Raw genomic sequence first — 22401 nt, forward strand, 5'->3', positions numbered from 1 at the left:
GTAAATGTGCGCGGATTTCAGCGATTATGTGACCGCGTCCCTTCTGCGTGAAGCGGAGACGACCCGGTCCCTGCCATCTAGATCGGGATGAACAACAATTGCGTCAAGACCCGCGGCCGAGAAAATCTCGGAAACGGCGGATCCCTGCATTGGCCCGATCTCAACAAGGAGGCGCCCTCCCGGAGCAAGATGTTCCTTTGCGCCGGCGGCGATGGCGCGATATGCGGTCAGGCCGTCGGCCTCGTCGGTCAGCGCAATCCTCGGTTCGTGGTCACGAACCTCGGGCGCAAGAGCCGGCATCTCATCAACTGCGATGTACGGCGGGTTGGAGACGATCAGGTCGAAGCGGCTGGTAATTGCGTCGTACCAGTCCGATTGCGCAAGCTGCAAACGGTCGGCGACGCCATGGCGGCGGGCATTTTGCGATGCAACTTCCAGTGCGACGGCCGACAGGTCGGTGGCGGCCCCTGTCGTTTCGGGACGCTCGGCCAGCAGGGTCACGGCTATGGCACCGCTCCCCGTACCAAGGTCGAGCAGACTGGCGAACGGTCTTTCGAGGGCCAATTGGACGAGGGTTTCCGTTTCCGGGCGCGGATCGAGAACGTCGGGTGTGACATGAAACCAGCGATCGTGAAACAGGCGACCGCCGACGATGTGAGAAACTGGATGCCGCGCTTCGCGGTCTGCGATCATACGAAGAAACGCCATCTCCGTGTCTTTCGAGAGAAGCTCCTGCAGATGAAGCATCAGACGGGACCGGTCCACTCCAATTGCATGTGCCAGCAGCGTCCGGGCGTCTCGCTCCGGTCCGACCACGCCGGCTGCGCGCAGGGCCGGGATCACGCGGGCCAGTGCCTCTGCGCCGGTCATGCCTCCATTTCGGCGAGCTTGGCCGCCTGGTCATCGGCGATCAGCGCATCGATGGTTTCATCGAGATCGCCCTGCATCACCTGATCCAGCTTGTAGAGCGTCAGACCGATGCGATGGTCCGTCATGCGGCCCTGCGGAAAATTGTAGGTCCGGATGCGCTCGGAGCGGTCGCCGGAGCCGACCTGGGATTTGCGGTCGGACGCGCGTTCGCTATCGATGCGTTGACGTTCGAGGTCATAGAGACGGGCACGCAACACGTTCATCGCGATCTCCCGATTACGGTGCTGGGATTTTTCCGAGCTGGTAACGACTATGCCGCTGGGGATGTGGGTGATCCGTACCGCGGAATCAGTCGTGTTGACATGCTGTCCCCCTGCGCCGGAGGACCGCATGGTGTCAACGCGCAGCTCGTTCGGATCGATCTTGATGTCAACGTCCTGGGCTTCGGGCAGCACGGCCACGGTCGCGGCGGATGTGTGGATGCGGCCACCGGATTCAGTGGTGGGTACGCGCTGCACCCGGTGGACTCCGGATTCATACTTCAGGCGGGCAAAGACCCCCTGCCCCTGGATGTTCGCAACAACTTCCTTGATGCCGCCGAGCTCGGTCGCCTGCTCCTCGATGATCTCGAAGCGCCAGCCCTTTTCTTCGGCATAGCGCTGGTACATACGCAGAAGGTCGCCGGCGAAAAGCGCAGCCTCCTCGCCACCGGTGCCCGGGCGGATTTCCAGTATTGCCGGACGTTCGTCGGCGGAGTCCTTTGGCAGAAGTGCGACACGCAGCGACTGCTCGACTTCGGGCAACCGGGCCTTGAGGGTCGGCAGTTCATCTTCGGCCAGCGCGCGCATTTCTGGGTCGGCCAGCATTTCCTCGGCTTCGGAGATGTCATCCAGCAGCTGGCGGTACTCGGCGATCTCATCAACGATCGGCTTCAGCTCGGCATATTCGCGCCCCAAAGCGGCGATGTCCCCGGAGCCGGCGGACATCCTCGCTTCGACGTATTCGAAGCGTTCCGTGATCTGTGCGAGTTTCTCTAGCGGAACCATGCCGGCCCAATTGCCCAATGCGCGCGACGCGGTCAAGGCTGACAGAGGGCGGGAGCACGCCTATAATGCTTCGAATGAGGTACTTGCTGCTTCTCGCGGTTGTCTGTCCTGCCGGGGCTTTGGCTCAGGGCCTGGAGTCCGTTGCGCCGAAACAGGCCGTGGGCCTCTATCCGGACAAGGGCATCGAGTACTATTGCACCGACGGCCACGGCGAGCGTGTCGAACTGGGCGAAGTGATCTGCGTCACCGCAAGCTGCCAGACTTGGATGGCGCGATGCGAGATGGCCGCGAACAACAACCTGGCAATGTGGCGCAAGATGCAGGACGGCTGTCCCGGGGCGTCACTCTATCTGCGCCTGAAGCAGCTTCATCCACCTGTCTAAGCGCTTTTCGTTCACGCCCATGTCGCCGCGTCCGAAGCGAAGGCGGGAATATGCCGCAAGCTGCGTGCCGTCTTCATTCGGGACCGCCTTGATGGTCACGTAATCCGGAAAACCCATCCATTTGGTCCGTGTGACATATGTGATCATTCCCTCCCGTACGCTGCCGGACAACCGCTCGGTCCGTGGTTGAGACAGGACGACACGGTCGAAGGCCGTCAACAGCGCTGTGGGGGACGCAGGGTAGGTCTTTGCGTCGGATCCCGGCAGCCGCAGGACACCGCCGATGCCTGGATCCTCGGCTGTCAGCGGGTCGACATGCCAATCATCGGGATCGCTCGGGGCAATTCGAACCCAAAGGGCCGCACCAACAATCAGAATAACCAGAATCGCAATAACCATATGCATGAGGGAGGATAATAGTTGTGCTGAGGGTGTGGGCAAAACTTATCCGCGAGTTCCAAAGGGTTCGGCGTCAGTCTGCCGACATGGATTTCGCCAGCGGAAATAATCACCGCCGACAGCGAAACACTAACGTCGTTTCCAGGCCAAAAGGCACAGCAATTCAACTGCAACGTGTGCGCCTGCAATTGCAGTAATCCCTGACGTGTCAAATGGAGGCGAGACCTCGACCACATCGCCACCAACGATATTCAGCCCGGCAATCGCACGCAGAATCGCCGCAACCTGCGCCGAGGACATGCCGCCCCAGACCGGCGTTCCCGTGCCCGGGGCGAAGGCCGGGTCCAGTGCATCGATGTCGAAGCTAAAGTAGCATTTCGCATCGCCTACAGTGGCCCGGATCTTTTCTGCCACCGCATCGGCGCCCGTCCGATGCAGCTCCGGTGCGTCGATGACGGTGATTCCAAGCGTGTCCGGGTTGTCGGTGCGGATGCCGACCTGAACCGAATGTTCGACATCGATCAGCCCTTCCTTCACCGCCTTGTAGAAACCGGTGCCGTGGTCGAACCGGTTGGTATCATCGTCGGCCCAGGTATCGGTATGGGCATCGAATTGCAGTAGCGCCAGCGGCCCGTGTTTTTTCACATGCGCACGCAGGATGGGAAGCGAGATCGAGTGATCACCGCCGAGCGTGACCATCGCCGCGCCCTGATCGAGAATCGCGTCAGCGTGCGCCTCGATTGCGGCTGGCACATCGGCAGGAGCGGCATAGTCGAAGGGCATGTCGCCGTAATCGGCAATGGCGAACTCCTCCATCACGTCGAAACCCCAACCATACGGGGCGTCAGGGCTTTGGAGTGCTGAGGCTTCGCGGATTGCGCGGGGTCCCAGCCGTGTCCCTGGACGGTTGGTGACCGCCTGATCGAAGGGTATGCCCGTGACGGCGATATCTACGCCCGTCAGATCCTTGGAATAGGTCCGGCGCAGGAAGGACGGCACGCCGGCAAAAGTGTTCTCGAAGCTTCTGCCCTTGAACCCTTTGCGCGTTACGGCGGTGTCGACCTGCTTGACGGCGTCTTCCAGTCCCATCGCTTACCCCAGCGGCTGTGCCCGCTCGACAAGGCGGGCAAAGAAGGAGGCGCCGATAGGCGCAATCTCGTCGTTGAAATCGTAGGCGGGGTGGTGGACCGACGGGCCGTCGCCCTGCCCCAGGAACAGGTAGGATCCGGGACGCGCGTTGAGCATGAAGGAAAAGTCCTCTGCCCCCATCTCGCGCTGCGCGTCGGTTATCACGGCGTCTTCGCCGACGATCTCTGCGGCCACAGCCGAGGCGAAGAAGGTCGGTTCCTCGGCATTGACCGTAGCCGGATAGCCTTCGTCGATTTCGAGCTCTGCCTCGACTCCGAATGCGGGTCCATGGCCGTTGACGATTTCCCGCAGGCGCTTGAAGACCATCGCGCGCACCTCGGGATCGAAGGTGCGGATCGTGCCGCCAAGCCACGCGGTTTCCGGGATGACGTTGTATGCGGTCCCGGAATGGATCTGGGTGATCGAAATCACAAGGTCGTCCAGCGGCTTGTGGTTGCGGCTTACGATGGTCTGGATCGCCTGCGCGATGGCCACGATGGCAACGGTCGGATCAACCGTATCATGCGGCCAGGCGGCGTGACCTCCGGTGCCTTTGACACGGACGGAGAATTCATCGACTGCGGCCATCAGCGGGCCGACGGTCGTGTGAAACGTGCCTTCGGTGTAGTGCGGGGCGTTGTGGATGCCGTAAACCTGGCGAATGTCGAAGCGCTCCATGATGCCCTCCTTCACCATGACGTCGCCGCCGCCTCCGCCTTCTTCCGCCGGCTGGAAGATCAGCGCGACCTTGCCTTTGAAGTTGCGCGTCTCCGCAAGGTACTTCGCCGCGCCGAGCAGCATCGTCGTATGTCCGTCATGGCCGCAGGCGTGCATCTTGCCGGGCGTCTCACTGGCGTGTTCCACGCCCGACTCCTCGCTCATCGGCAGGGCGTCCATGTCGGCGCGCAGGCCGATCACGGGACCATCGCCCTGCCCTTCGATGATTGCCACGATGCCGGTCGTCGCGATCCCTTCGTGGATCTCGTCCACGCCGAATTCCTTCAGCCGGTCGGCCACGAAGGCCGCGGTCTTGTGACACTCGAACCCCAGTTCCGGATTGCGATGCATCCATCGCCGCCACTCCTTCATCTCGTTGGCGTAATCGCCGATGCGGTTGACGATGGGCATGTGGACTCTCCAGGCGGTGTTGACGGATAAGACGGACGAACGATCCCAGAAAAGCCGAGGGCCGACAATGGCGAAAGACAGCGATTCCCTGGTGCATGACCCGACGGGAGGCATTGCCAGGCTGCGCGAGATAATGCGGCGGCTGCGCGACCCGGAATCCGGTTGCCCGTGGGATATCGAGCAGGACTTCGCAACGATCGCGCCCTATACGATCGAGGAAGCCTACGAGGTGGCTGACGCCATTGAACGGGAAGCATGGGACGAGTTGCGGGGCGAGCTGGGCGACCTGCTGTTCCAATCGGTCTTCCACGCGCAGATGGCCGAGGAAGCCGGGCTTTTCACCTTCGACGATGTGGCCGACACTATGTCGGACAAGATGGTTGCCCGGCACCCGCATGTGTTCGGGGACGAGAGCCGCGACAAGTCGGCGGATCAGCAGACGGTGGACTGGGAAACGGTTAAGGCCGCCGAGCGCGCGTCGCGCGGGGCAAAGGGCGTGCTGGACGATGTCGCGGTCGGGCTCCCTGCCCTGTTGCGCGCGGTCAAGCTACAGAAACGCGCGGCGAGGGTCGGGTTCGACTGGCCCGACGTGAACCAGGTTCTGGAGAAGCTGGTCGAGGAAGCGCACGAGATTACCGAGGCGCGGGAGACCGCCAGCCATGAGGATCTGGTGGAAGAATTCGGCGATTTCCTTTTCGTTACGGCGAACCTTGCCCGGCATCTGAAGATCGACCCGGAGGCCGCGTTACGTGAAGCTAACGCCAAGTTCACCCGACGGTTCGCTCGGATCGAGTCGAAGCTGGCCGAACACGGCAAGCGGCCGGAGGACAGCGACCTCGCCGAGATGGACGCGCTGTGGGATGCCGCGAAGGCGGAGGAGAAGCGATAACGGCATCGTGACCACGGCAATCCCTGACTCTTTTCATAGGCAATTGACCTGACTGAAATGCTCGGATTTTACTGATCCAGTAACCCGTGTTTCCGTTGCGTCAAATTCCGGGAGGACTCCGATGATCGAACGAGCCATGCTGCTCGCGGCAGCTTCACTTGCCGCCGCGCCTGCCGTTGCCGAAGTAAACGTCTACACCACGCGCCAGCCAGTATTAATCGAGCCTGTGATGGCCGCCTTCACTGAAGAGACCGGCATCGACGTGAACCTGGCCTATATCGACAGCGGCATTGTTGAGCGGCTGAAAGCCGAAGGGGCCCGGTCGCCGGCCGATCTGGTGATGACAGTGGACATTGCCAACCTGAAGCAGATCGTTGATGCGGATGTGATCCAGCCCGTAAACAGCGACGCACTGAAAGCGCACATTCCCGCCGAGCTGCGCGATTCCGAGGACCGCTGGTTCGGCCTGACCTCCCGCGCACGGATTGTCTATGCCTCCGAGGACCGTGTCGCCGATGGCGAAGTTACGACCTACGAGGATCTCGCCTCCGACAAATGGGAGGGGCGGATCTGCACCCGTTCGGGCACCCATAACTACAACCTGGCCCTCCTGTCGGCGATCATCGCCCATCACGGCGAGGAATATGCAAAGGAATGGGCTGCCAACGTTCGGGACAACCTGGCCCGAAAGCCGCAGGGCAACGACCGGGCACAGGTGCGGGCCATCTGGGCCGGGGAATGCGATATCTCGCTGGGCAACACCTATTACATGGGTCTGATGCTGAGCGATGCCGAGCAAAGTGAATGGGCAGACTCGGTTCGGATCGTCTTCCCCGAATTCGAGGATGGCGGAACCCACTTGAATATCTCCGGCATCGCGATGACGAAAGCGTCGCCGAACCACGACGATGCGCTGATGCTGATGGAGTTCCTGGCTTCTCCCGAGGCGCAGGCGATCTATGCCGAGGTGAACCACGAATACCCGGTGCTGCCGGGTGCACAGCTTTCCGAACTCGTCGAAAGCTGGGGCACCTTCACACCGGATGTCATGGATCTGACCACGATAGCCGAGCACCGTGCCGCTGCATTGCGGATCATGGAAGAGGTGAACTTCGACGGATAGAAGGCAATTGTCGCCCCAGATCACCCTGCGCCGGGCCGAACAGGGCGACATTCCGCTTCTGCAACGCTGGGACACGGCGCCGCATGTGCGCCGTGCCATTACCGGAGACCCGCAAGTAGACCCCGAGCATGATTGGGCAGAGATGCTGGTGCCGACCGTTTACATCGAGCATCTTCTGGCGCTCCTCGACGACCGTCCCTTTGCGTATTTCGAGGTGACAGACCCCGCCAAGGAACCCTCGGCCTATTGGGGACAGGACCGGCCGCCCGGCCTGCGTGCCATCGATATCTGGATCGGCGATGCCGAGATGATCGGGCGGGGTTTCGGCACCCGCGCGATGCGTCTCGTCATCGAACGCTGTTTCGCCGACCCAACCGTGCATGCACTTCTTGTCGATCCCCGGCCCGACAACGACGCGGCAATCTCCTTTTTCCAAAGCCTGGGCTTCCGGTTTACCGGCCACGAGGTGCTGAGCGGCGAAGCTGCCGCCGTTCACCGGTTTGACCGCGCCGCCTGGACCGGCACGACCTGAGCCGACCGCTTTACTTCCCTCGCGCGCTTCGACAGTGTCCCGGAAAATCGGGAAGCATACATGCCGCGCAAGATCATCATCGATACCGATCCGGGACAGGACGACGCCATTGCGATCCTTCTGGCGCTCGCAAGCCCGGACGAACTGGACGTGCTGGGTGTTACGACCGTCGCGGGTAACATTCCGCTTGCGCTGACGTCCAGAAATGCCCGAGTTGTCTGCGAGTTGGCGGGTAAACCTGAAGTGACCATCTTCGCCGGCTGCGACAAGCCGATGACGCGCGACTTGCTGACGGCGGAATACATTCACGGCAAGACCGGGCTGGATGGCGCCGACCTGCCGGAACCGGCAATGCCGCTGCAGGACAAACACGGCGTCGACTTCATCATCGACACCTTGCGGGCAGAACCGGCGGGTATGGTTACGCTGTGCACGCTTGGCCCGATGACCAATGTTGGCACGGCTTTCCACCGCGCGCCTGACATCGTGGAAAAGGTTGCCGAGGTCGTCATCATGGGCGGAGCCTATTTCGAAGTCGGCAATGTCACACCGGCAGCCGAGTTCAACATATACGTCGACCCGGAAGCCGCTGACATCGTTTTGAAATCTGGCTGTTCGATTGTGATGCAATCGCTCGATATCACGCATAAGGCGCTTATCCTTCCGTCTCGTCTGGCCGACTTTCGGAGCATCGGGACCCCCGTTGGCGATGCGGTGGCCGGATGGCTCGATTTCTTCGAGCGCTATGACATGGAGAAATACGGCGCAGAGGGCGGACCGCTGCATGATCCGACAGTGATCGCGTACCTGCTGAAGCCGGAGCTGTTCACCGGACGCCACATCAATGTGGAAATCGAAACGCAGTCGCAGCTGACGCTTGGCATGACCGTCGCCGACTGGTGGCGGGTGACGGACCGGAAACCGAACGTGACCTTCATGGGGACCATCGACGCCGACGGGTTCTACGCTCTGCTAATCGAAAGGCTGGCCCGGCTGTGACTGCGCGCCTGCACCTTGCCGGCGAGGACGATCTGGTGCGCCTGTTGCCGCTGATCGAAGCCTACCATGCTTTCGAAGGCATCCAGCAGGACGATGAAACGCGGCGGACCGCCGTTCTGCCGATGCTTCAGGGCTCACCTCATGGGGCTATCTGGCTGATCGGTCTGCGCAGGGCTCCTGTCGGATACATCGCGATATCCTTCGGCTGGTCCATCGAACTGGGCGGGATGGACAGCTTCATCGACGAGTTCTTCATTCGCGAGAATGTGCGCGGGCGCGGCATGGGAACTGAGGTTCTGACGACCCTGCTTCCGCAACTAGCACAGGCGGGCGTGAAGGCCGTACATTTGGAAGTGTCCCCGGAGAATGCAAACGCGCGGAAGATCTACGCCGCCCGCGGGTTCAAGGTGCGGGATCAGTTCCACCTAATGACCTGGCAGCCCTGACCCCTTTGCAGCGGCGGCCACGAGACTTACCTTATCTGCATGACTCTGCATGTCCCTTTCGACAACAGCTATGGCAAACTGCCGGACCGGTTCTTCACGCGCGTCGCGCCGACGCCCGTCGCAGAACCTTCGCTGATCGCACTTAATGCCGCTTTGGCGAAAGAACTGGGGCTCGACGCGGAAGCGTTACGGTCGAATGAAGGCGTTGCGGCACTGGCTGGCAATGCAGTTCCCGATGGGGCCGATCCTCTGGCGCAGGTCTATGCAGGTCATCAGTTCGGCGGCTGGAATCCGCAGCTTGGCGACGGGCGCGCGATTCTGCTTGGCGAAGTGATAGATTCCAAGGGAGTACGCCGCGACCTTCAGCTGAAGGGATCCGGACCTACACCCTACTCTCGTAGGGGAGATGGCCGTGCATGGCTTGGACCGGTATTGCGCGAATATGTCGTGTCGGAGGCAATGCATGCGCTCGGCATACCGACGACCCGAGCGTTGGCCGCCGTGGCGACGGGTGAACCCGTAATCCGCGAAAGGCAGCTGCCCGGAGCCGTCCTGACCCGCGTCGCGTCGAGCCATATCCGGGTCGGCACATTCCAGTATTTCGCCGCCCGGAACGACATCGATGCCATCCGAAAGCTGATGGATTATGTCATCGAGCGGCATTATCCCGGGATCGACGGACCGCTCGGCATGCTGGATGCACTGGTCGAGCGTCAGGCGCACCTTGTGGCGCAGTGGATGGGTGTCGGGTTCATCCATGGCGTGATGAACACCGACAATACCCATGTCGCGGGCGAAACCATCGACTACGGGCCGTGCGCCTTCATGGATGCCTATCATCCGGGAAAGGTCTTCAGCTCCATCGATCACATGGGCCGTTATGCCTATGGCCGCCAGCCAGAGATCGCGATCTGGAACCTCGCGCAACTGGCGACAGCACTGCTGCCGGTGATCGATGAAGACACCAACATCGCAGTGGACAAGGCGACAGAGGTCGTAAACCGATTTCCGGATCTCTATGCGGCGGCCTGGCTGCGGGTATTCCGGGGCAAATTGGGTCTGTCCGGCGAGGAAGAAGCGGATGCAAACCTGATCGCCCGGCTGCTGACACACATGGCCGAGGCCGGGATGGATTTCACCAACAGCTTCCGGGCGCTGACCGATGATGCTGACGGTTTTCTGAGCACAAATCCGGTGCTCGCGGAGTGGGCTGCGGAATGGAGCGCCCGGCTGGATCGGGACGGGGCGGACCCGGCAACTCAGAAGGCACTGATGCGCCGGGCGAATCCGGCGGTGATCCCGCGCAACCACCGGGTAGAGGAAATGATTTCCGCTGCCGTCGAGGGGAATTATGCGCCATTCTTCAAGTTGAATGACGTATTGTATCGCCCCTTCGACCTAGCGCCAGATAATAGCGATTTCGCTGCGCCACCTCGCCCGGAGCAGGAAGTTCGCCGGACCTTTTGTGGCACCTGAACGCGGCAGCTTTGCACCGCGCAGACCGGCGCGGAATAGCGGTTGCCCAGAGGAAACCCACGGCATCGACCAATCCACCATGCGGTGGCGGGCACCTCCCTCCCGGTTTTGCAATCGCGCGCTGCATTGCCTAGATACGATGTAAAGCGAAAGGATCGGATCGGCACGGGTGCGACTGGCTAGCTACAATGTCCACAAATGCGTGGGCCTGGACCGTCGCAGGGATCCGGGCCGGATCATCCACGTCATCAACAATCTGCAGGCTGACGTCGTCGTGCTGCAGGAGGTCGACAAGCGTCTGGGAGCGCGTCCGGCAGCTCTGCCCCACGAAATGGTCGAGGCCGAGACGGACTTCGATTTCGTGCCGCTGGCGCGGAACTCCGTGTCTCTCGGCTGGCACGGCAATGCGGTTCTTTTGAGGGAAGGGCTGGAGGCGAGCGCTGTCCATCATATCGACCTGCCCGGAACCGAGCCGCGTGGCGCGGTCGCGGTTGAAATCGGAAACGCGCTCCGGATCGTGGGCGTGCATCTTGGGCTTTTGCGAAGTGACCGTCGACGGCAGCTGGCGAAGATCGCCCATCGTTTCGACGACGACATCCCGACAGTGATCCTTGGCGATTTCAACGAGTGGCGGCAGGTCGGGCTGGAGGCACTGGACGATCGGTTCCACGTGTATTCGCCGGGCCGCAGTTTTCACGCCGCACGCCCCATCGCCGCATTGGACCGGATCGCTTTGAGCAACGGCCTGGAACTGCGCGATGCAGGCGTTGTGGAAAGTCAGCCGGCGCGGACGGCTTCGGATCACTTGCCGGTTTGGGCTGACATCGCGGCGCGGGACGGCCGGTTGATTAGCGTCAAACCGACGGCAACGAGCGCGAGCGACGCCCAGAGTGGCCAGCGTACCGTTTCGCCCAAGATCAGCCAGCCAAAGACCACTCCGAAAACCGGGGCAAGGAAGGCGAAGGACGCGACGCCCGACGCCGGGTAAATCTTTAGCAGCACGAACCAGCCCACGAAGCCGATTGAGACGACGCCGACCTGGAAGGCGAAGCCAGCCAGGTGCCACGGCACGAATTCACGAAATAGCGGTCCGAAGAAAGGCGCGGCAAACAGAAGCAGCACGGCGGACACCGTCACTTGCCACATCAGCTGCATTTCCGGATCGATCCGGGCGAAGGGCGTCGTCCTTGCGATGATGGCAATGCCGGCCCATCCGAGGGCTGCCGTCAGAGCCATAAGGTCACCCGCCAGGCTTCCGCCGCCGCCGGGCTGCCTGTCGAGGATCGCCCAGGCCACGCCACCCATTGCAAGCGCAAGACCTACAAGTTTGCGCAGGTTTAGCCGGTCGCCGGGCACGAGAAGATGCGCCATGACCGCAAGCCAGACAGGCATCGTGTAAAACATGACCGATACTCGGGCGACGGTCGTCAGGTCGATAGCGATGAAGAGCAGAAGAAATTCTGCCGCGAACAGGACCCCGGCCAGCAGGCCCGAAGGAATCGTTTCCCGCGCCACCGCAACGGAACGCCCCTGCATTCGCATCCAAGCCGCCAACACCAGCGCGGCAAACAGCGAACGCAGGCCCGCGTTGAAAGCCGGCTGCAGGCCCAGGTTGACCAGCTTCACCACGACCTAGTTCAGCCCCAAAAGCCCGGAAAAACCGATCAGGGCGACCGCCCCGAAGGCGTCGATGTTGTCTTTGCGCTGCATGTTCCTCCGCCTCCGCACAACTCCGGCAGTTCCGGCAAGGCGGTCTGCATGCTACAGGACCGGAAAAACCAAGCAGGGGCAAGATCATGACGGCACTCCAGATCGCAGCACTTCTGATCGTTCTTGCCGGTGCGTTCGGCGCGGTGAACTACCTGTTCCTGCGCCTGCCCTCCTCTATCGGCATTCTTGTCGTCGCACTGGTCGCGTCTTTTGCCGTGATGGGATTGGATGCGCTGCTGCCCGGCATCGACATGACCAGCGCGATCCGGGCAGAGGTGATCCAGATCGAGTTCTCCGACGCGTTGCTGGACGGGATGTTGGGGCTATTGCTGTTCGCTGGTGCGTTGCATGTGAAGGTTGCCGACCTTCGGGATCAGTGGCGGCCGGTTGTGCTGATGGCGACAATTGGCGTCGCCCTTTCGACGGCTGTGGCTGGCGTCGGTTTCAGCTGGGTCACCGGTACGCCCCTGCTTGTCGCGCTGGTCTTCGGCGCGCTGATCTCGCCCACCGACCCGGTGGCGGTACTGGGCGTTCTGCGCGAGGCGCATCTGCCGAAATCGCTGGAAACCAAGATTGCAGGGGAATCGCTGTTCAATGACGGGGTCGGCTATGTCGTTTTCCTGATCCTGGTCGGGCTGGCCTTTCCCAGCGGCGAACACCACGCCGAGGGTCTGCAGGGCGCCGCAATGCTGTTCCTGCGCGAAGCCGTTGGTGGTGCGGTTCTTGGCGTGGTCCTTGGCTGGCTTGTGTTTCGCGTCATGCGGCAGATCGATGACTACTCGCTGGAGGTCCTGCTGACGCTTGGCCTCGCTTTCGGCGGTTATGAACTGGCCGTGGCCCTGCATGTCTCGGCGCCGATCATGGCGGTCTGCGCAGGTCTGCTGATCGGCGATATCGGCGCGCGCCACGGGATGAGCGAGGAAACGCGGCGCTATGTCGACGCGTTCTGGAAGCTGATTGACGAGATACTGAACGCAGTGCTGTTCCTGATGATCGGTGTGGAGGTTTTTGCAGTCGCCTTCTCGCTCGATTTTGCAGTTGCCGGGGTATTGTCCATCGTCCTGTCGTTGGTGGCACGTCTGACCGCAGTCGCGATCCCGGTGCTGATGCTGAAGCCATTTCGTGGATTTGAGCAGGGCACGATACCCATCATGACATGGGGCGGGCTGAAAGGCGGCATCTCCGTCGCACTGGCCCTGAGTCTGCCCGATAGCGAATGGAAACCGCTGATCCTGACCTGCACCTACATGGTCGTGGTGTTCTCGATCGTGGTCCAGGGACTGACGGTCGGACGCCTTGCGGCGCGTGTCGGACGGCAACCGGATCTCGTTTGACCCGAAAAGACACCGCGCGGCCATAGAGACTATCGGCCGCGCGGTGGGGCGCATGGGAGGACTAGGCCCAGCGCCGGCTGCTCTGCCTGAAGGACAAGGGACATGGCAGGCAGGCAAGCAATCGAAAAAGAAAATGATTAGGTCATCGAAAAGGTTCTGGTCATCTCTTGATGGATTTCGGGTCTATCCGTTCTGCTTGAAATGTCTCACTTCCTTCCTCCGGATCGGAGCAGCGATAGCGCCGCGACGAGGGGTTAACAGGCCAGCGCGATCAGCAGGATTGTTATGACGATCGTCATTGTCTCGCCCCTTCCCAGTGACCGCAATGTGCGGCTTCGAAGATGTGTCGTTGGCAGCGCGCCATGGGTTCAATCTTTTTGGGGTGGCACCTCGGCGGGCGCATCCGGTCTTCCGGTCGCGCCGTCCTTGGCCTAGATAACCCGGACACGGGGAGATGCGGATGACCGACACCATTCTGGACCGATGCGAAGCCAAGGGGCTTCGGATGACCGAGCAGCGGCGCGTCATCGCGACGGTGTTGCAGGCGTCATCGGACCACCCGGATGTCGAGGAACTGCACGCCCGCGCCAGTGCCGTTGATCCCAGGATCTCACTTGCCACGGTTTACCGAACGGTGAAGCTGTTCGAGGAAGCCGGCATCATCGAGAAACTGGAATTCGGCGATGGCCGGGCCCGGTACGAGGATGCGGATCGCGAGCACCATGATCATCTGATCGATATGCACACCGGCGAGGTGATCGAGTTCTGCGATCCGGAAATCGAGGCGCTGCAGGAAAAGATCGCGAAAAAGCTCGGCTATGATCTTCGCGGACACAGGCTGGAGCTTTACGGCGTACCCAAAAAGGCGCCGAGGTGAGCACGACCACCGCCCTGCCCCCACCGCATGCCCTGCGCGGAATCGGGCTGATGGTGCTGGCCATGGCTCTGCTGGCGGTCAGCGACATGTTCATCAAGCTGAGCGCGCGCGGTTTGCCGGTGGGCCAGGTGATGCTGGGCCTGTCGATCGGCGGCACCCTGTTCTTCGTGCTGATCGCCAAAGCGCAGGGCGTAAAGCTGTTCGTGCCGGAAGCCCGGCATCCGATGGTCCTGTGGCGGAACTTCTTCGAGGTCATCGGCGCTATCGGCCTGATCACCGGAATCGCCTACGTGCCCCTGTCGGTCTTTGCCGCGATCATGCAGATGGCGCCGCTTGTGGTGACTGTGGGCGCCGCCGTGATCCTCAAGGAAGATGTCGGCCCTCGGAGGTGGATGGCAGTGGCCGCGGGAATCGTCGGCATGTTGCTAGTGGTGCGGCCGGGCATGGAGGGGTTCACGCCTCTGGCGCTTTTCGCAGTCTTGGGTGTGACGGCACTGGCGCTACGCGACCTGGTAACCCGGCTTGCGCCGGCGAACCTGCCGTCCGTCACGCTGTCGACATGGGGGTTCGCGGCGACGATGCCGGCCGGTGCACTGTTGATGATGCTTATGGGCACGCCGCCGGTCTACAACATGGAAGCGCACTGGCCGGTACTGGGCGCCATCGTGGTAACCACGACGGGTTACTACGCGATCACCACTGCGATGCGGGTCGCGCCGGCCTCTGTCGTCTCGCCATTCCGCTATGCGCGACTGATCTTCACCATGGGCCTTGGCATACTGGTTTTCGGTGAACGGCCCGATGCACTGACGCTGACCGGCGCTGCCATCATCCTGTGTGCCGGGCTCTACACTTTCCTGCGCGAGCGGCAACTTGCCCGTCGCCGGGTCGCCTGAGACCTCCCGCGCGTTTACATCCGTGGCGCGCCTGCTATAGCGGAAACCAACTCGTCTTACGCAGGGAGACCGCGCCAATGAGCACCATCATCGACATCCACGCCCGTGAAATCCTCGACAGCCGCGGCAACCCGACGGTCGAAGTCGACGTCATCCTCGAAGACGGCACGATGGGCCGCGCCGCAGTCCCATCCGGCGCCTCGACCGGCGCGCATGAGGCGGTCGAAAAGCGCGACGGCGATCCGGCGCGGTACAAGGGCAAGGGCGTGCGGGAAGCTGTGGCATCGGTCAACGGCGAGATCGCAGAGGCGCTCGTGGGTTACGACGCTACCGAACAGGAGGCGCTGGACGCCGCCATGATCGAGTTGGACGGGACGGACAACAAGGGCCGGCTCGGGGCGAACGCCATCCTCGGCGTGTCGCTGGCGGCGGCGAAAGCGGCCGCGGATTTCTGTGTGCAGCCGCTGTTTCGCTATGTAGGCGGGACCTCTGCCCGCATCCTGCCGGTGCCGATGATGAACATCATCAACGGCGGTGAGCACGCGGACAACCCGATCGACATCCAGGAATTCATGATCATGCCGGTGGCCGCGCACACGATGCAGGACGCGGTGCGGATGGGCTCGGAGATCTTCCACACGCTGAAGAAAGAGCTGTCCGACGCCGGCATGTCGACGGGACTTGGCGACGAAGGCGGCTTTGCGCCGGAGCTTGGTTCCACCCGCGACGCGCTGGATTTCATCCTGAAGTCGATCGAGAAGGCCAGCTACAAGCCCGGCGAGCATGTCTATATCGCGCTCGACTGCGCCTCGACCGAATATTTCAAGGACGGCAAGTATGTCATGGAAGGCGAAGGGAAAACTCTGACTTCCGACGAGAACGTGGCCTACCTGCAATCGCTGGTCGCCGACTATCCGATCATCTCGATCGAAGACGGCATGGCCGAGGATGATTGGGACGGCTGGGCCAAGCTGACCGATGCGCTCGGCGGCAAGATCCAGTTGGTGGGCGACGACCTGTTCGTGACGAACCCTGACCGCCTGTCAGACGGGATCAAGCGCGGTTGTGGCAACTCCCTTCTGGTAAAAGTCAACCAGATCGGGACGTTGTCGGAAACTCTTAAAGCCGTCGATATGGCACACCGCGCCAGCTACACCTGCGTGATGTCGCACCGTTCGGGCGAGACCGAAGACGCGACCATCGCCGACCTAGCGGTGGCAACCAATTGCGGGCAGATCAAGACCGGTTCGCTGGCACGGTCGGACCGGCTGGCCAAATACAATCAGCTGATCCGGATCGAGGAGATGCTGGGTGAGACGGCACAATACGCCGGAACATCGATCCTGCGCTGACTTTTCGGCGGGGCGATTGCGCCCCGTCTTCCATTCGTCGTTCAGTCAGGTTACGAACCGTTCCAACCTGTACGGTTGCAGCCAATCAGACATCTTGCCGCCGATCTCGGCGGCAACAAGCTCGCCCATGAGCGCGGCAAGCGTCATGCCCGAGTGCATCACGGCGACGTAGAGCCCGTCTGGCCCCGCCGGCCCTACTGCGGGAAAGCCGTCCTGGGGCATGGGGCGCCAGCCGAGAAGCGCATCTTCCCAACGCAGGTCAAGGCCGGGGAACATGCGTTTCAATCGCACCATGGTCGCGTCCGCCAGCTTGTCCGGTGTCTCCGGCAATTCCTCGGTCGCGTCCTCCTGATGTTTCGGGGACGTCGGGGCTACGATGCGGCCCTCGGCATCCTGCCGAATTTCCATACCGGGCGGCACAATCAGCCTGTCCATGACAGCAGCGACCGGATTGGTGCGCAGGGTCACGGCAGGGCGCGGCAGAAGCCCCATGTCGATGCCAAAGGGTGACAGCAGAGCCGCACTGCCCCGCCCGGCGGCGATCAGGACGTGGTCAGCCGGGATCGTTCCGCCCGCGAGCCGAAGGCTGGTGACACGGCCGTTGTCCGTTTCCACGGAGCGCACGGCGGTACCACCAATGATACGAGCACCTAGATCAGCTGCTGCGTGCAGGACATAACGCGCCGTCCCGGTGCCCTCGGCGACGCCCTCGCCGGGGAAATGCAGCGCGGCCTCCGGCACCTCGCCGAGGCCGGGAACTGCCTTCGATACCTGATCGCTATTCCATCGCTCGAGTGGATACCCCAGCGCCGTCAGCCGTGCTTCCATGGCGTCGAAATCCGCACCACTCTCCTCCCACCAAAGACACCCCGGCCAGGCAACCGGCAGTCCTGTCAACTCCGCCTGCAGGCGGTGCCAGGCGGCAATCGCCTCTACCCGCAGCCGGTGGTGGGCGTCATCAAGGTAGAAACTGGCGTTGATCCAGCCGAACGTCGCGGCAGTGGCCACCCCACCAGGCGTGGCCGCATCGAGAACCGTCACGGCGTACCCGGCCCGTGCCAGCCTGTAAGCCGCCATCGCACCAAGGATCCCCGCCCCGACGATTACCACGCGTTCCACCATACCCACACCTTCCCTGTTGGTCCCGGCGAAGCTACTGTCCCGACATGGAAGCGCAAGAGATCATCGACCGGCTGAACCTGTCGCCTCACCCCGAGGGCGGGTGGTTTAGGCAAACGTGGATTGCCGAGGCCGAGGACGGTGCACGCCCTGCCGGAACATGCATCTATTTCCTGCTCCAGTCCGGAGAACGCAGCCACTGGCACCGCGTCGATGCGACCGAGATCTGGCACTACTACGCCGGATCGCCGTTGAACCTGCATATCGCTGCGACGGAGGCCGGGCCGGCGAAAACGTGGAAGCTGGGGCCCAACCTCGCATCCGCCGAGGCGCCGCAGCGGATCGTTCCGCTGGGACACTGGCAGGCCGCAGAGACGACGGGCGCCTGGACGCTTGTCGGATGCACGGTGTCGCCAGCTTTCCGGTTCGAGGGGTTTGAACTGGCAGACCCGGGCTTCGACATTCCGCGTGGCTGAGGTCAGCCGCGGTCTCGCATCGCCTTTGCATCCGCCGTGGTCAGCACGTTCCCGGCATAGCCCCAGGAGCCGCTTTTCACCTCGTGGATCCGGACAGAGGTTCCCGCGCGTATCGTTTTGCCCGCCACATCACCAAAAGCGTCGGTGACCTTGCGAATGATCTCAGCCTTCTCCTCGTCGGAGAACACGCCTTCCAGGACCTGGATATCTATCGCCGGCATCAGACCCTCCCGAACGAAAATGGCCGTCCCTGAACGGGACGGCCACGAAAGGCTCAGTCCTTGCCCTTGTAGATGTCGATCAGCTTGCCCAGCATATCCAGCGCGTCCTCGCGTGAACGCTGGAAACTGTTGCGACCGATGATCGAGCCGTTGCCGCCGCCATCACGGATCGCGCGGGCGTCGTCATAGACCGCATCGGCGCCCTTCGCGGCACCGCCGGAAAAGACGATGATGCGGCGGCCGTCGAAGGCAGAGCGGACACATTCGGACACGCGGGCGGCCTGGGTCGAAATGTCGATGCCGGCGGATTCGAACGCCTTCTTGGCTTCCGGCTGTTCCAGGTGATCGGTCGACAGCTTGATCTTGATGATATGCGCGCCCAGTAGCGCCGCGATATGGGCGGCATAGGCGCCGATATCGATGGCGGTCTCGCCGTCCTTCGAAATCGCCTCGCCGCGGGGATAGGACCAGATCACGGTGGCGACACCTTTAGAGGCCGCCTCCTTCCGCATCTCCACGATCTCTTCGAACATGTCGAGCGCCATGTCGGAGCCGGGATAGATGGTGAACCCGATGGCGGCACATCCGAGCCGCAACGCGTCATCGACAGAGGCGGTAACAGCCTGGTTCTTGCCGGCGGTGTCCGACATCAGCGAGTTCGCGGAGTTCACCTTGAGGATCGTCGGGATCTGGCCGGCGAAGGTGTCGGCCCCAGCCTCGAGCGGGCCAAGCGGTGCCGCGTAGGCGTTCAGCCCTGCGTCGATGGCAAGCTGGTAGTGGTAATGCGGGTCATAGCCGGCCGGGTTCGGCGCGAAGGACCGTGCCGGGCCATGCTCGAACCCCTGGTCGACCGGCAGGATGATCATCTTGCCGGTGCCAGCCAGCTTGCCGTGCATCAGCATCTGGCACAGCTTGCCTTTGACCCCGGGATTTTCGCCTTCGTATTTGGCAAGGATTTTCTTGACGGTACCGGTGGCTTTCATCGGTGAGGCTCCTCTGCGTCAGACGTTGTCTGGACTTCCCTACGAAATGCGCGCGGGAAGGCCAATCTCTGGTTGCGCTAACCTATGCCGCGGTGCGAGCTTTTTGCGAAGTATCGCCGGCTAATGTGCCCAAAGCCCGACCGATCACCTGGCAAAAGGACTATTCCGCGTAGCGCGCGGGCAGGTTCTGGCCGATCCAGACTTCCATTGCGAGATCGGCATAGGCTGACTCGGTCTCGGCCCAGGCGGCCCGCGCCTCGGCGCCTTCCAGCCGCACAAGTTCATCGATTTCATCGACAATGGCGGAGGCTTCCGGATCACCCGCCGCCTTCGCGAGGATCGCCCACATCGCCGCGATGCCATAGGACCGCGCCAAGCCGTTGCCCGACATCCGCATCGTCGCCTGCTCACGAATGCCGCTGAGTGTCCGGAGCGCCGAGCCCGGGTGTTCGTCGCTGCCCGAGATCTCTGCCTGTAGTTCCAGAACACGGGTAAAGGCCATGTCCTTTTCCAGCCGATCAAGCAAAGCTGTCGCGCCCGTCTCACCTGCCGCGCCCGCGCGCAGTGCCCACAGGTAGGCAGCATCGGGTTCAGTCGGCAGCAGTGCTTTGGCCACCAAAAGCGCAGCGGCACCACTACCGCCCTCTGCCAGCGGCTGAAGCAGATCCATCCCTTTCGCCACATTGCGCGGAGCGCCCGTTCCCAGGATCAACGCTTCGCCCACCTGGAGCTTCTCCTCGTCCGAAAGCGCATCGGCAGCGTCGCCGCTGGCCCGCGTCAGCAGGTCGACGGAGAGCAGTTCGCTTGTCCGCGCCGGTGCAAGTGCAACACGCGGCCGTAGGGCGGTAAAGAGTTCACGCGGATCATCCTCGATGGCATACATATCTATGTAGACATCTCCATCTATTCCTGTCTCCAGCACGAGGGTTTCCGGTGACGCGAGAAAGGCGGGCCACGCCTCCGCTGCCGACTTGACGAAGGCACGCTGGTCATCGGTCATCGAGCTTGTTTCGGGATCTGCCTTGCGGTTCAGATCGATCAGCGCGTCACCCAGCATGCCCTCTATGGTCAGCGCGGCACCCTCGCCGGTGATCGGTGGCGGCAACTGATCCTTAACCGCCTCCCAGATGCCGCGGTTCTCGATCTCCAGAACGGCACTATCGAGAAACCACACCGGCTCGGGCTGTTCCATGTCATCGCGTCCGTCGAACCAGAAATAGGCGAAATCCCCGGTCACATCGAGCGTTGCGACGTCCGTCACGTCTGCAAAGATGTGGATCAAAGCGTCGGAGGCCGGCATTCCGTAATTGATGTCTATCGTCATGCGCGGCACCTCGATTGTGTCGAGACCGACGAATTGCAGCCCCTCACGCGCTTCTTCCGGCAGGCAGGCCGGTTGGAGCGTCAGTCCGGATACCCGCGCTGTCAGCTTGAACCGCTCGACCGTGTCGATTGGCGTCGTCAGCAGGGTGATCCGGTCAATCCCGATCTCACACTCGAAGTTTTCGTCCCAGTCGAAGAAGGGCCAGGCGGTGATATCCGACATGGTCGCACGGCTGCGGCGCAGGTCCACCGAGAGGTCGCCGTATTTCAGGTCCATCTGCGTGCGCAGCATCTGGATTCCGCTTTGCGCAAGCGACTGCGCGATGCGGTCGAGCGAGAACACGTCCCACAATGTCACCCTGTCCTGGGCGATGGCTCCGGCAGGCAGGAGTGCGGTTGCGGCGGCGGTTGCAAGCAGACGGCGCATTCGGAAAATCCTCTCGTCAAATGAAGTGATTTGGCGAGGGGCATAGGACTCGGAAAGGTGTTAAAAATCAACCCTCCAGAGCGGCCACTCCGGGCAAAGTCTTACCTTCCATCCACTCAAGGAACGCGCCGCCAGCGGTCGAGACATAGGTGAAACGTTCCGCCACGCCGGCCTTGTTCAGCGCGGCAACGGTATCGCCGCCGCCAGCCACGGAAATCAGTTTGCCATCGTCCGTCAATTCCGCTGCTTTCATCGCGGCAGCAACCGTGGCGGCATCGAAGGGCGCAATTTCGAAGGCGCCAAGCGGCCCGTTCCAGATCAGCGTGCTCGCTTCCTGTAGAATCTCGCCGATCTCGACCACGGTCGCCGGCCCGGCATCGAGGATCATCGCGTCTGACGGGCAGGAATCGGCGGCCACAACCTCGCTGTCCGCACCCGCCTTGAATTCCCTGGCAATCACGACGTCGGAGGGCAACAGGATGGTGCAGCCGCTGCCGGATGCCTTATCGAGGATTTCCTTCGCGGTGCCGGCCATATCATGCTCGGCCAGCGACTTGCCGACATCGATGCCCTTGGCGGCAAGGAATGTGTTGGCCATGCCACCACCGATGATCAGCGTGTTCACCTTCTCGATCAGGTTGCCCAGCAGTTCCAGCTTGGTGGACACCTTTGCGCCGCCGACCACGGCAACGAGCGGCCGCTTGGGATCGCCAAGCGCCGCCTGCAACGCTTCGAGTTCCGCCTGCATCAGGCGTCCGGCGCAGGAGGGCAGCAGGCGTGCGATGCCTTCGGTCGAGGCGTGGGCGCGGTGCGCGGCAGAAAACGCGTCGTTGCAGTAGATTGAGCCAAGTGCTGCAAGCGACGCCGCAAACACGTGGTCGTTCTTCTCTTCACCGGCATGAAAGCGGGTATTTTCCAGCAGAACGACCTCGCCGGGTTTCATCGCTGCAACGACCGTCTTCGCAGGACCACCGATACAGCTTTCGGCAAAGGTCACGGACTGACCGAGCGCCGCCTCGAGCGCCGGAACGACCTGTTTCAGCGACATGTCCGGCACCACCTGCCCCTTCGGACGGCCGAAATGCGCCATCAGGACCGGCATGCCGCCCTTTGCAAGAATGTCCTTCACCGTCGGTACGATGCGGTCGATCCGGGTGGTGTCGGTCACCTGCCCGTTTTCCACGGGCACGTTGATGTCCACACGCGTCAGGACGACCTTTCCGTCCATTTCCATGTCGTCAATGGTCTTCCAGCTCATGGGGGC

23 protein-coding genes and 1 pseudogene are annotated in these 22401 nt (G+C 62.3%); 13 read left to right on the forward strand and 11 right to left on the reverse strand.

Going from position 1 to position 22401, the window contains the following annotated elements; genetic code table 11:
- Positions 1-24 precede the first annotated feature (24 nt).
- Both prmC and prfA read right to left on the reverse strand, forming a co-directional pair.
- Complete coding sequence (gene prmC, locus HCO70_RS10790) at positions 25-870, reverse strand: peptide chain release factor N(5)-glutamine methyltransferase (RefSeq protein WP_172295741.1); 846 nt, start codon at positions 868-870, stop codon at positions 25-27.
- Positions 867-1916: a peptide chain release factor 1 gene (gene prfA, locus HCO70_RS10795; protein ID WP_172295743.1), complete on the reverse strand. Its 1050-nt coding sequence runs from the start codon at positions 1914-1916 to the stop codon at positions 867-869. The genes prmC and prfA overlap by 4 nt, the downstream gene beginning before the upstream one ends.
- A 74-nt stretch (positions 1917-1990) precedes the next feature.
- On the opposite strand from prfA, the gene HCO70_RS10800 reads away from it, so the two are divergent.
- Entirely contained in the window at positions 1991-2299 is a 309-nt protein-coding gene (locus HCO70_RS10800; RefSeq protein ID WP_216665326.1) for a hypothetical protein, read from the forward strand.
- Here HCO70_RS10800 and HCO70_RS10805 read toward each other — a convergent pair.
- From HCO70_RS10805 to HCO70_RS10815, 3 genes are all read right to left on the reverse strand, one after another.
- On the reverse strand, positions 2258-2704 hold the full coding sequence (locus HCO70_RS10805) for a DUF1499 domain-containing protein (protein ID WP_172296258.1): 447 nt from the start codon (positions 2702-2704) through the stop codon (positions 2258-2260). The two genes, HCO70_RS10800 and HCO70_RS10805, sit on opposite strands and share 42 nt — an antisense overlap.
- Positions 2705-2827: 123 nt before the next feature.
- Entirely contained in the window at positions 2828-3787 is a 960-nt protein-coding gene (gene speB / locus HCO70_RS10810) for an agmatinase (RefSeq protein ID WP_172295747.1), read from the reverse strand.
- 3 nt (positions 3788-3790) lie between these two features.
- Complete coding sequence (locus HCO70_RS10815) at positions 3791-4954, reverse strand: M20 aminoacylase family protein (protein ID WP_172295749.1); 1164 nt, start codon at positions 4952-4954, stop codon at positions 3791-3793.
- A 67-nt stretch (positions 4955-5021) separates the two neighbouring features.
- Between HCO70_RS10815 and mazG the strand changes: the two genes are divergently transcribed.
- The 7 genes and pseudogenes from mazG to HCO70_RS10850 form a co-directional block, all read left to right on the forward strand.
- Positions 5022-5843 (forward strand): nucleoside triphosphate pyrophosphohydrolase, encoded by an 822-nt coding sequence (gene mazG / locus HCO70_RS10820; protein WP_172295751.1) that lies wholly within the window; start codon positions 5022-5024, stop codon positions 5841-5843.
- Positions 5844-5964: 121 nt separating this feature from the next.
- The gene (locus tag HCO70_RS10825) at positions 5965-6966 is read left to right on the forward strand and encodes a Fe(3+) ABC transporter substrate-binding protein (RefSeq protein ID WP_172295753.1); all 1002 of its coding nucleotides are present in this window, start codon (positions 5965-5967) and stop codon (positions 6964-6966) included.
- A 7-nt stretch (positions 6967-6973) separates the two neighbouring features.
- Complete coding sequence (locus HCO70_RS10830) at positions 6974-7498, forward strand: GNAT family N-acetyltransferase (protein WP_172295755.1); 525 nt, start codon at positions 6974-6976, stop codon at positions 7496-7498.
- Positions 7499-7558: 60 nt separating this feature from the next.
- Entirely contained in the window at positions 7559-8497 is a 939-nt protein-coding gene (locus tag HCO70_RS10835; RefSeq protein WP_172295757.1) for a nucleoside hydrolase, read from the forward strand.
- Positions 8494-8943, forward strand: a complete 450-nt coding sequence (locus HCO70_RS10840; RefSeq protein WP_172295759.1) for a GNAT family N-acetyltransferase — start codon at positions 8494-8496, stop codon at positions 8941-8943. Before HCO70_RS10835 ends, HCO70_RS10840 begins: the two co-directional genes overlap by 4 nt.
- Before the next feature lie 39 nt (positions 8944-8982).
- Complete coding sequence (locus HCO70_RS10845) at positions 8983-10419, forward strand: YdiU family protein (protein WP_172295761.1); 1437 nt, start codon at positions 8983-8985, stop codon at positions 10417-10419.
- Between the two features lie 202 nt (positions 10420-10621).
- Positions 10622-11164 (forward strand): annotated as a pseudogene (locus tag HCO70_RS10850) (endonuclease/exonuclease/phosphatase family protein); the annotation flags it as partial.
- A gap of 56 nt (positions 11165-11220) precedes the next feature.
- Here the strand turns inward: HCO70_RS10850 and HCO70_RS10855 are convergent.
- Positions 11221-12045: a DMT family transporter gene (locus HCO70_RS10855; protein WP_371742185.1), complete on the reverse strand. Its 825-nt coding sequence runs from the start codon at positions 12043-12045 to the stop codon at positions 11221-11223.
- 170 nt (positions 12046-12215) lie between these two features.
- Here HCO70_RS10855 and HCO70_RS10860 point away from each other — a divergent pair, with 170 nt between their 5' ends.
- The 4 genes from HCO70_RS10860 to eno all read left to right on the forward strand — a co-directional run bounded on the left by HCO70_RS10860 (position 12216) and on the right by eno (position 16588).
- On the forward strand, positions 12216-13463 hold the full coding sequence (locus tag HCO70_RS10860) for a sodium:proton antiporter (protein WP_172295763.1): 1248 nt from the start codon (positions 12216-12218) through the stop codon (positions 13461-13463).
- 460 nt (positions 13464-13923) lie between these two features.
- On the forward strand, positions 13924-14340 hold the full coding sequence (locus HCO70_RS10865; protein WP_172295765.1) for a Fur family transcriptional regulator: 417 nt from the start codon (positions 13924-13926) through the stop codon (positions 14338-14340).
- Positions 14337-15236 (forward strand): DMT family transporter, encoded by a 900-nt coding sequence (locus HCO70_RS10870; protein ID WP_371742186.1) that lies wholly within the window; start codon positions 14337-14339, stop codon positions 15234-15236. Before HCO70_RS10865 ends, HCO70_RS10870 begins: the two co-directional genes overlap by 4 nt.
- A gap of 77 nt (positions 15237-15313) precedes the next feature.
- Positions 15314-16588: a phosphopyruvate hydratase gene (eno, locus tag HCO70_RS10875; protein WP_172295767.1), complete on the forward strand. Its 1275-nt coding sequence runs from the start codon at positions 15314-15316 to the stop codon at positions 16586-16588.
- Positions 16589-16633: 45 nt separating this feature from the next.
- Here eno and HCO70_RS10880 read toward each other — a convergent pair whose 3' ends face one another.
- Positions 16634-17710, reverse strand: a complete 1077-nt coding sequence (locus tag HCO70_RS10880) for an FAD-binding oxidoreductase (RefSeq protein ID WP_172295769.1) — start codon at positions 17708-17710, stop codon at positions 16634-16636.
- A gap of 44 nt (positions 17711-17754) precedes the next feature.
- Between HCO70_RS10880 and HCO70_RS10885 the strand changes: the two genes are divergently transcribed.
- Positions 17755-18183: a cupin domain-containing protein gene (locus tag HCO70_RS10885; RefSeq protein ID WP_172295771.1), complete on the forward strand. Its 429-nt coding sequence runs from the start codon at positions 17755-17757 to the stop codon at positions 18181-18183.
- 2 nt (positions 18184-18185) lie between these two features.
- On the opposite strand, the gene HCO70_RS10890 is transcribed toward HCO70_RS10885, so the two are convergent.
- The 4 genes from HCO70_RS10890 to pgk all read right to left on the reverse strand — a co-directional run bounded on the left by HCO70_RS10890 (position 18186) and on the right by pgk (position 22395).
- Positions 18186-18404, reverse strand: a complete 219-nt coding sequence (locus HCO70_RS10890) for a tautomerase family protein (RefSeq protein ID WP_172295773.1) — start codon at positions 18402-18404, stop codon at positions 18186-18188.
- A gap of 53 nt (positions 18405-18457) precedes the next feature.
- Positions 18458-19387 carry a class I fructose-bisphosphate aldolase gene (locus HCO70_RS10895; RefSeq protein ID WP_172295775.1) on the reverse strand — a complete coding sequence of 310 codons (930 nt, stop codon included), beginning with the start codon at positions 19385-19387 and terminating at the stop codon, positions 18458-18460.
- Positions 19388-19547: 160 nt separating this feature from the next.
- Positions 19548-21137: a hypothetical protein gene (locus tag HCO70_RS10900; protein WP_172295777.1), complete on the reverse strand. Its 1590-nt coding sequence runs from the start codon at positions 21135-21137 to the stop codon at positions 19548-19550.
- Between the two features lie 67 nt (positions 21138-21204).
- On the reverse strand, positions 21205-22395 hold the full coding sequence (gene pgk / locus HCO70_RS10905; protein ID WP_172295779.1) for a phosphoglycerate kinase: 1191 nt from the start codon (positions 22393-22395) through the stop codon (positions 21205-21207).
- Positions 22396-22401: the final 6 nt, after the last annotated feature.

This window comes from Pseudoruegeria sp. HB172150 (assembly GCF_013184805.1).
Lineage (GTDB): Bacteria > Pseudomonadota > Alphaproteobacteria > Rhodobacterales > Rhodobacteraceae > Psychromarinibacter.

Bases quoted from the DNA above. Each gene is read 5' to 3' on its own strand.
- prmC (WP_172295741.1), bottom strand. From the start codon at position 870: ATGACCGGCGCAGAGGCACTGGCCCGCGTGATCCCGGCCCTGCGCGCA.
- prfA (WP_172295743.1), bottom strand. From the start codon at position 1,916: ATGGTTCCGCTAGAGAAACTCGCACAGATCACGGAACGCTTCGAATAC.
- HCO70_RS10800 (WP_216665326.1), top strand. From the start codon at position 1,991: ATGAGGTACTTGCTGCTTCTCGCGGTTGTCTGTCCTGCCGGGGCTTTG.
- HCO70_RS10805 (WP_172296258.1), bottom strand. From the start codon at position 2,704: ATGCATATGGTTATTGCGATTCTGGTTATTCTGATTGTTGGTGCGGCC.
- speB (WP_172295747.1), bottom strand. From the start codon at position 3,787: ATGGGACTGGAAGACGCCGTCAAGCAGGTCGACACCGCCGTAACGCGC.
- HCO70_RS10815 (WP_172295749.1), bottom strand. From the start codon at position 4,954: ATGCCCATCGTCAACCGCATCGGCGATTACGCCAACGAGATGAAGGAG.
- mazG (WP_172295751.1), top strand. From the start codon at position 5,022: ATGGCGAAAGACAGCGATTCCCTGGTGCATGACCCGACGGGAGGCATT.
- HCO70_RS10825 (WP_172295753.1), top strand. From the start codon at position 5,965: ATGATCGAACGAGCCATGCTGCTCGCGGCAGCTTCACTTGCCGCCGCG.
- HCO70_RS10835 (WP_172295757.1), top strand. From the start codon at position 7,559: ATGCCGCGCAAGATCATCATCGATACCGATCCGGGACAGGACGACGCC.
- HCO70_RS10845 (WP_172295761.1), top strand. From the start codon at position 8,983: ATGACTCTGCATGTCCCTTTCGACAACAGCTATGGCAAACTGCCGGAC.
- HCO70_RS10860 (WP_172295763.1), top strand. From the start codon at position 12,216: ATGACGGCACTCCAGATCGCAGCACTTCTGATCGTTCTTGCCGGTGCG.
- HCO70_RS10865 (WP_172295765.1), top strand. From the start codon at position 13,924: ATGACCGACACCATTCTGGACCGATGCGAAGCCAAGGGGCTTCGGATG.
- eno (WP_172295767.1), top strand. From the start codon at position 15,314: ATGAGCACCATCATCGACATCCACGCCCGTGAAATCCTCGACAGCCGC.
- HCO70_RS10880 (WP_172295769.1), bottom strand. From the start codon at position 17,710: ATGGTGGAACGCGTGGTAATCGTCGGGGCGGGGATCCTTGGTGCGATG.
- HCO70_RS10885 (WP_172295771.1), top strand. From the start codon at position 17,755: ATGGAAGCGCAAGAGATCATCGACCGGCTGAACCTGTCGCCTCACCCC.
- HCO70_RS10890 (WP_172295773.1), bottom strand. From the start codon at position 18,404: ATGCCGGCGATAGATATCCAGGTCCTGGAAGGCGTGTTCTCCGACGAG.
- HCO70_RS10895 (WP_172295775.1), bottom strand. From the start codon at position 19,387: ATGAAAGCCACCGGTACCGTCAAGAAAATCCTTGCCAAATACGAAGGC.
- HCO70_RS10900 (WP_172295777.1), bottom strand. From the start codon at position 21,137: ATGCGCCGTCTGCTTGCAACCGCCGCCGCAACCGCACTCCTGCCTGCC.
- pgk (WP_172295779.1), bottom strand. From the start codon at position 22,395: ATGAGCTGGAAGACCATTGACGACATGGAAATGGACGGAAAGGTCGTC.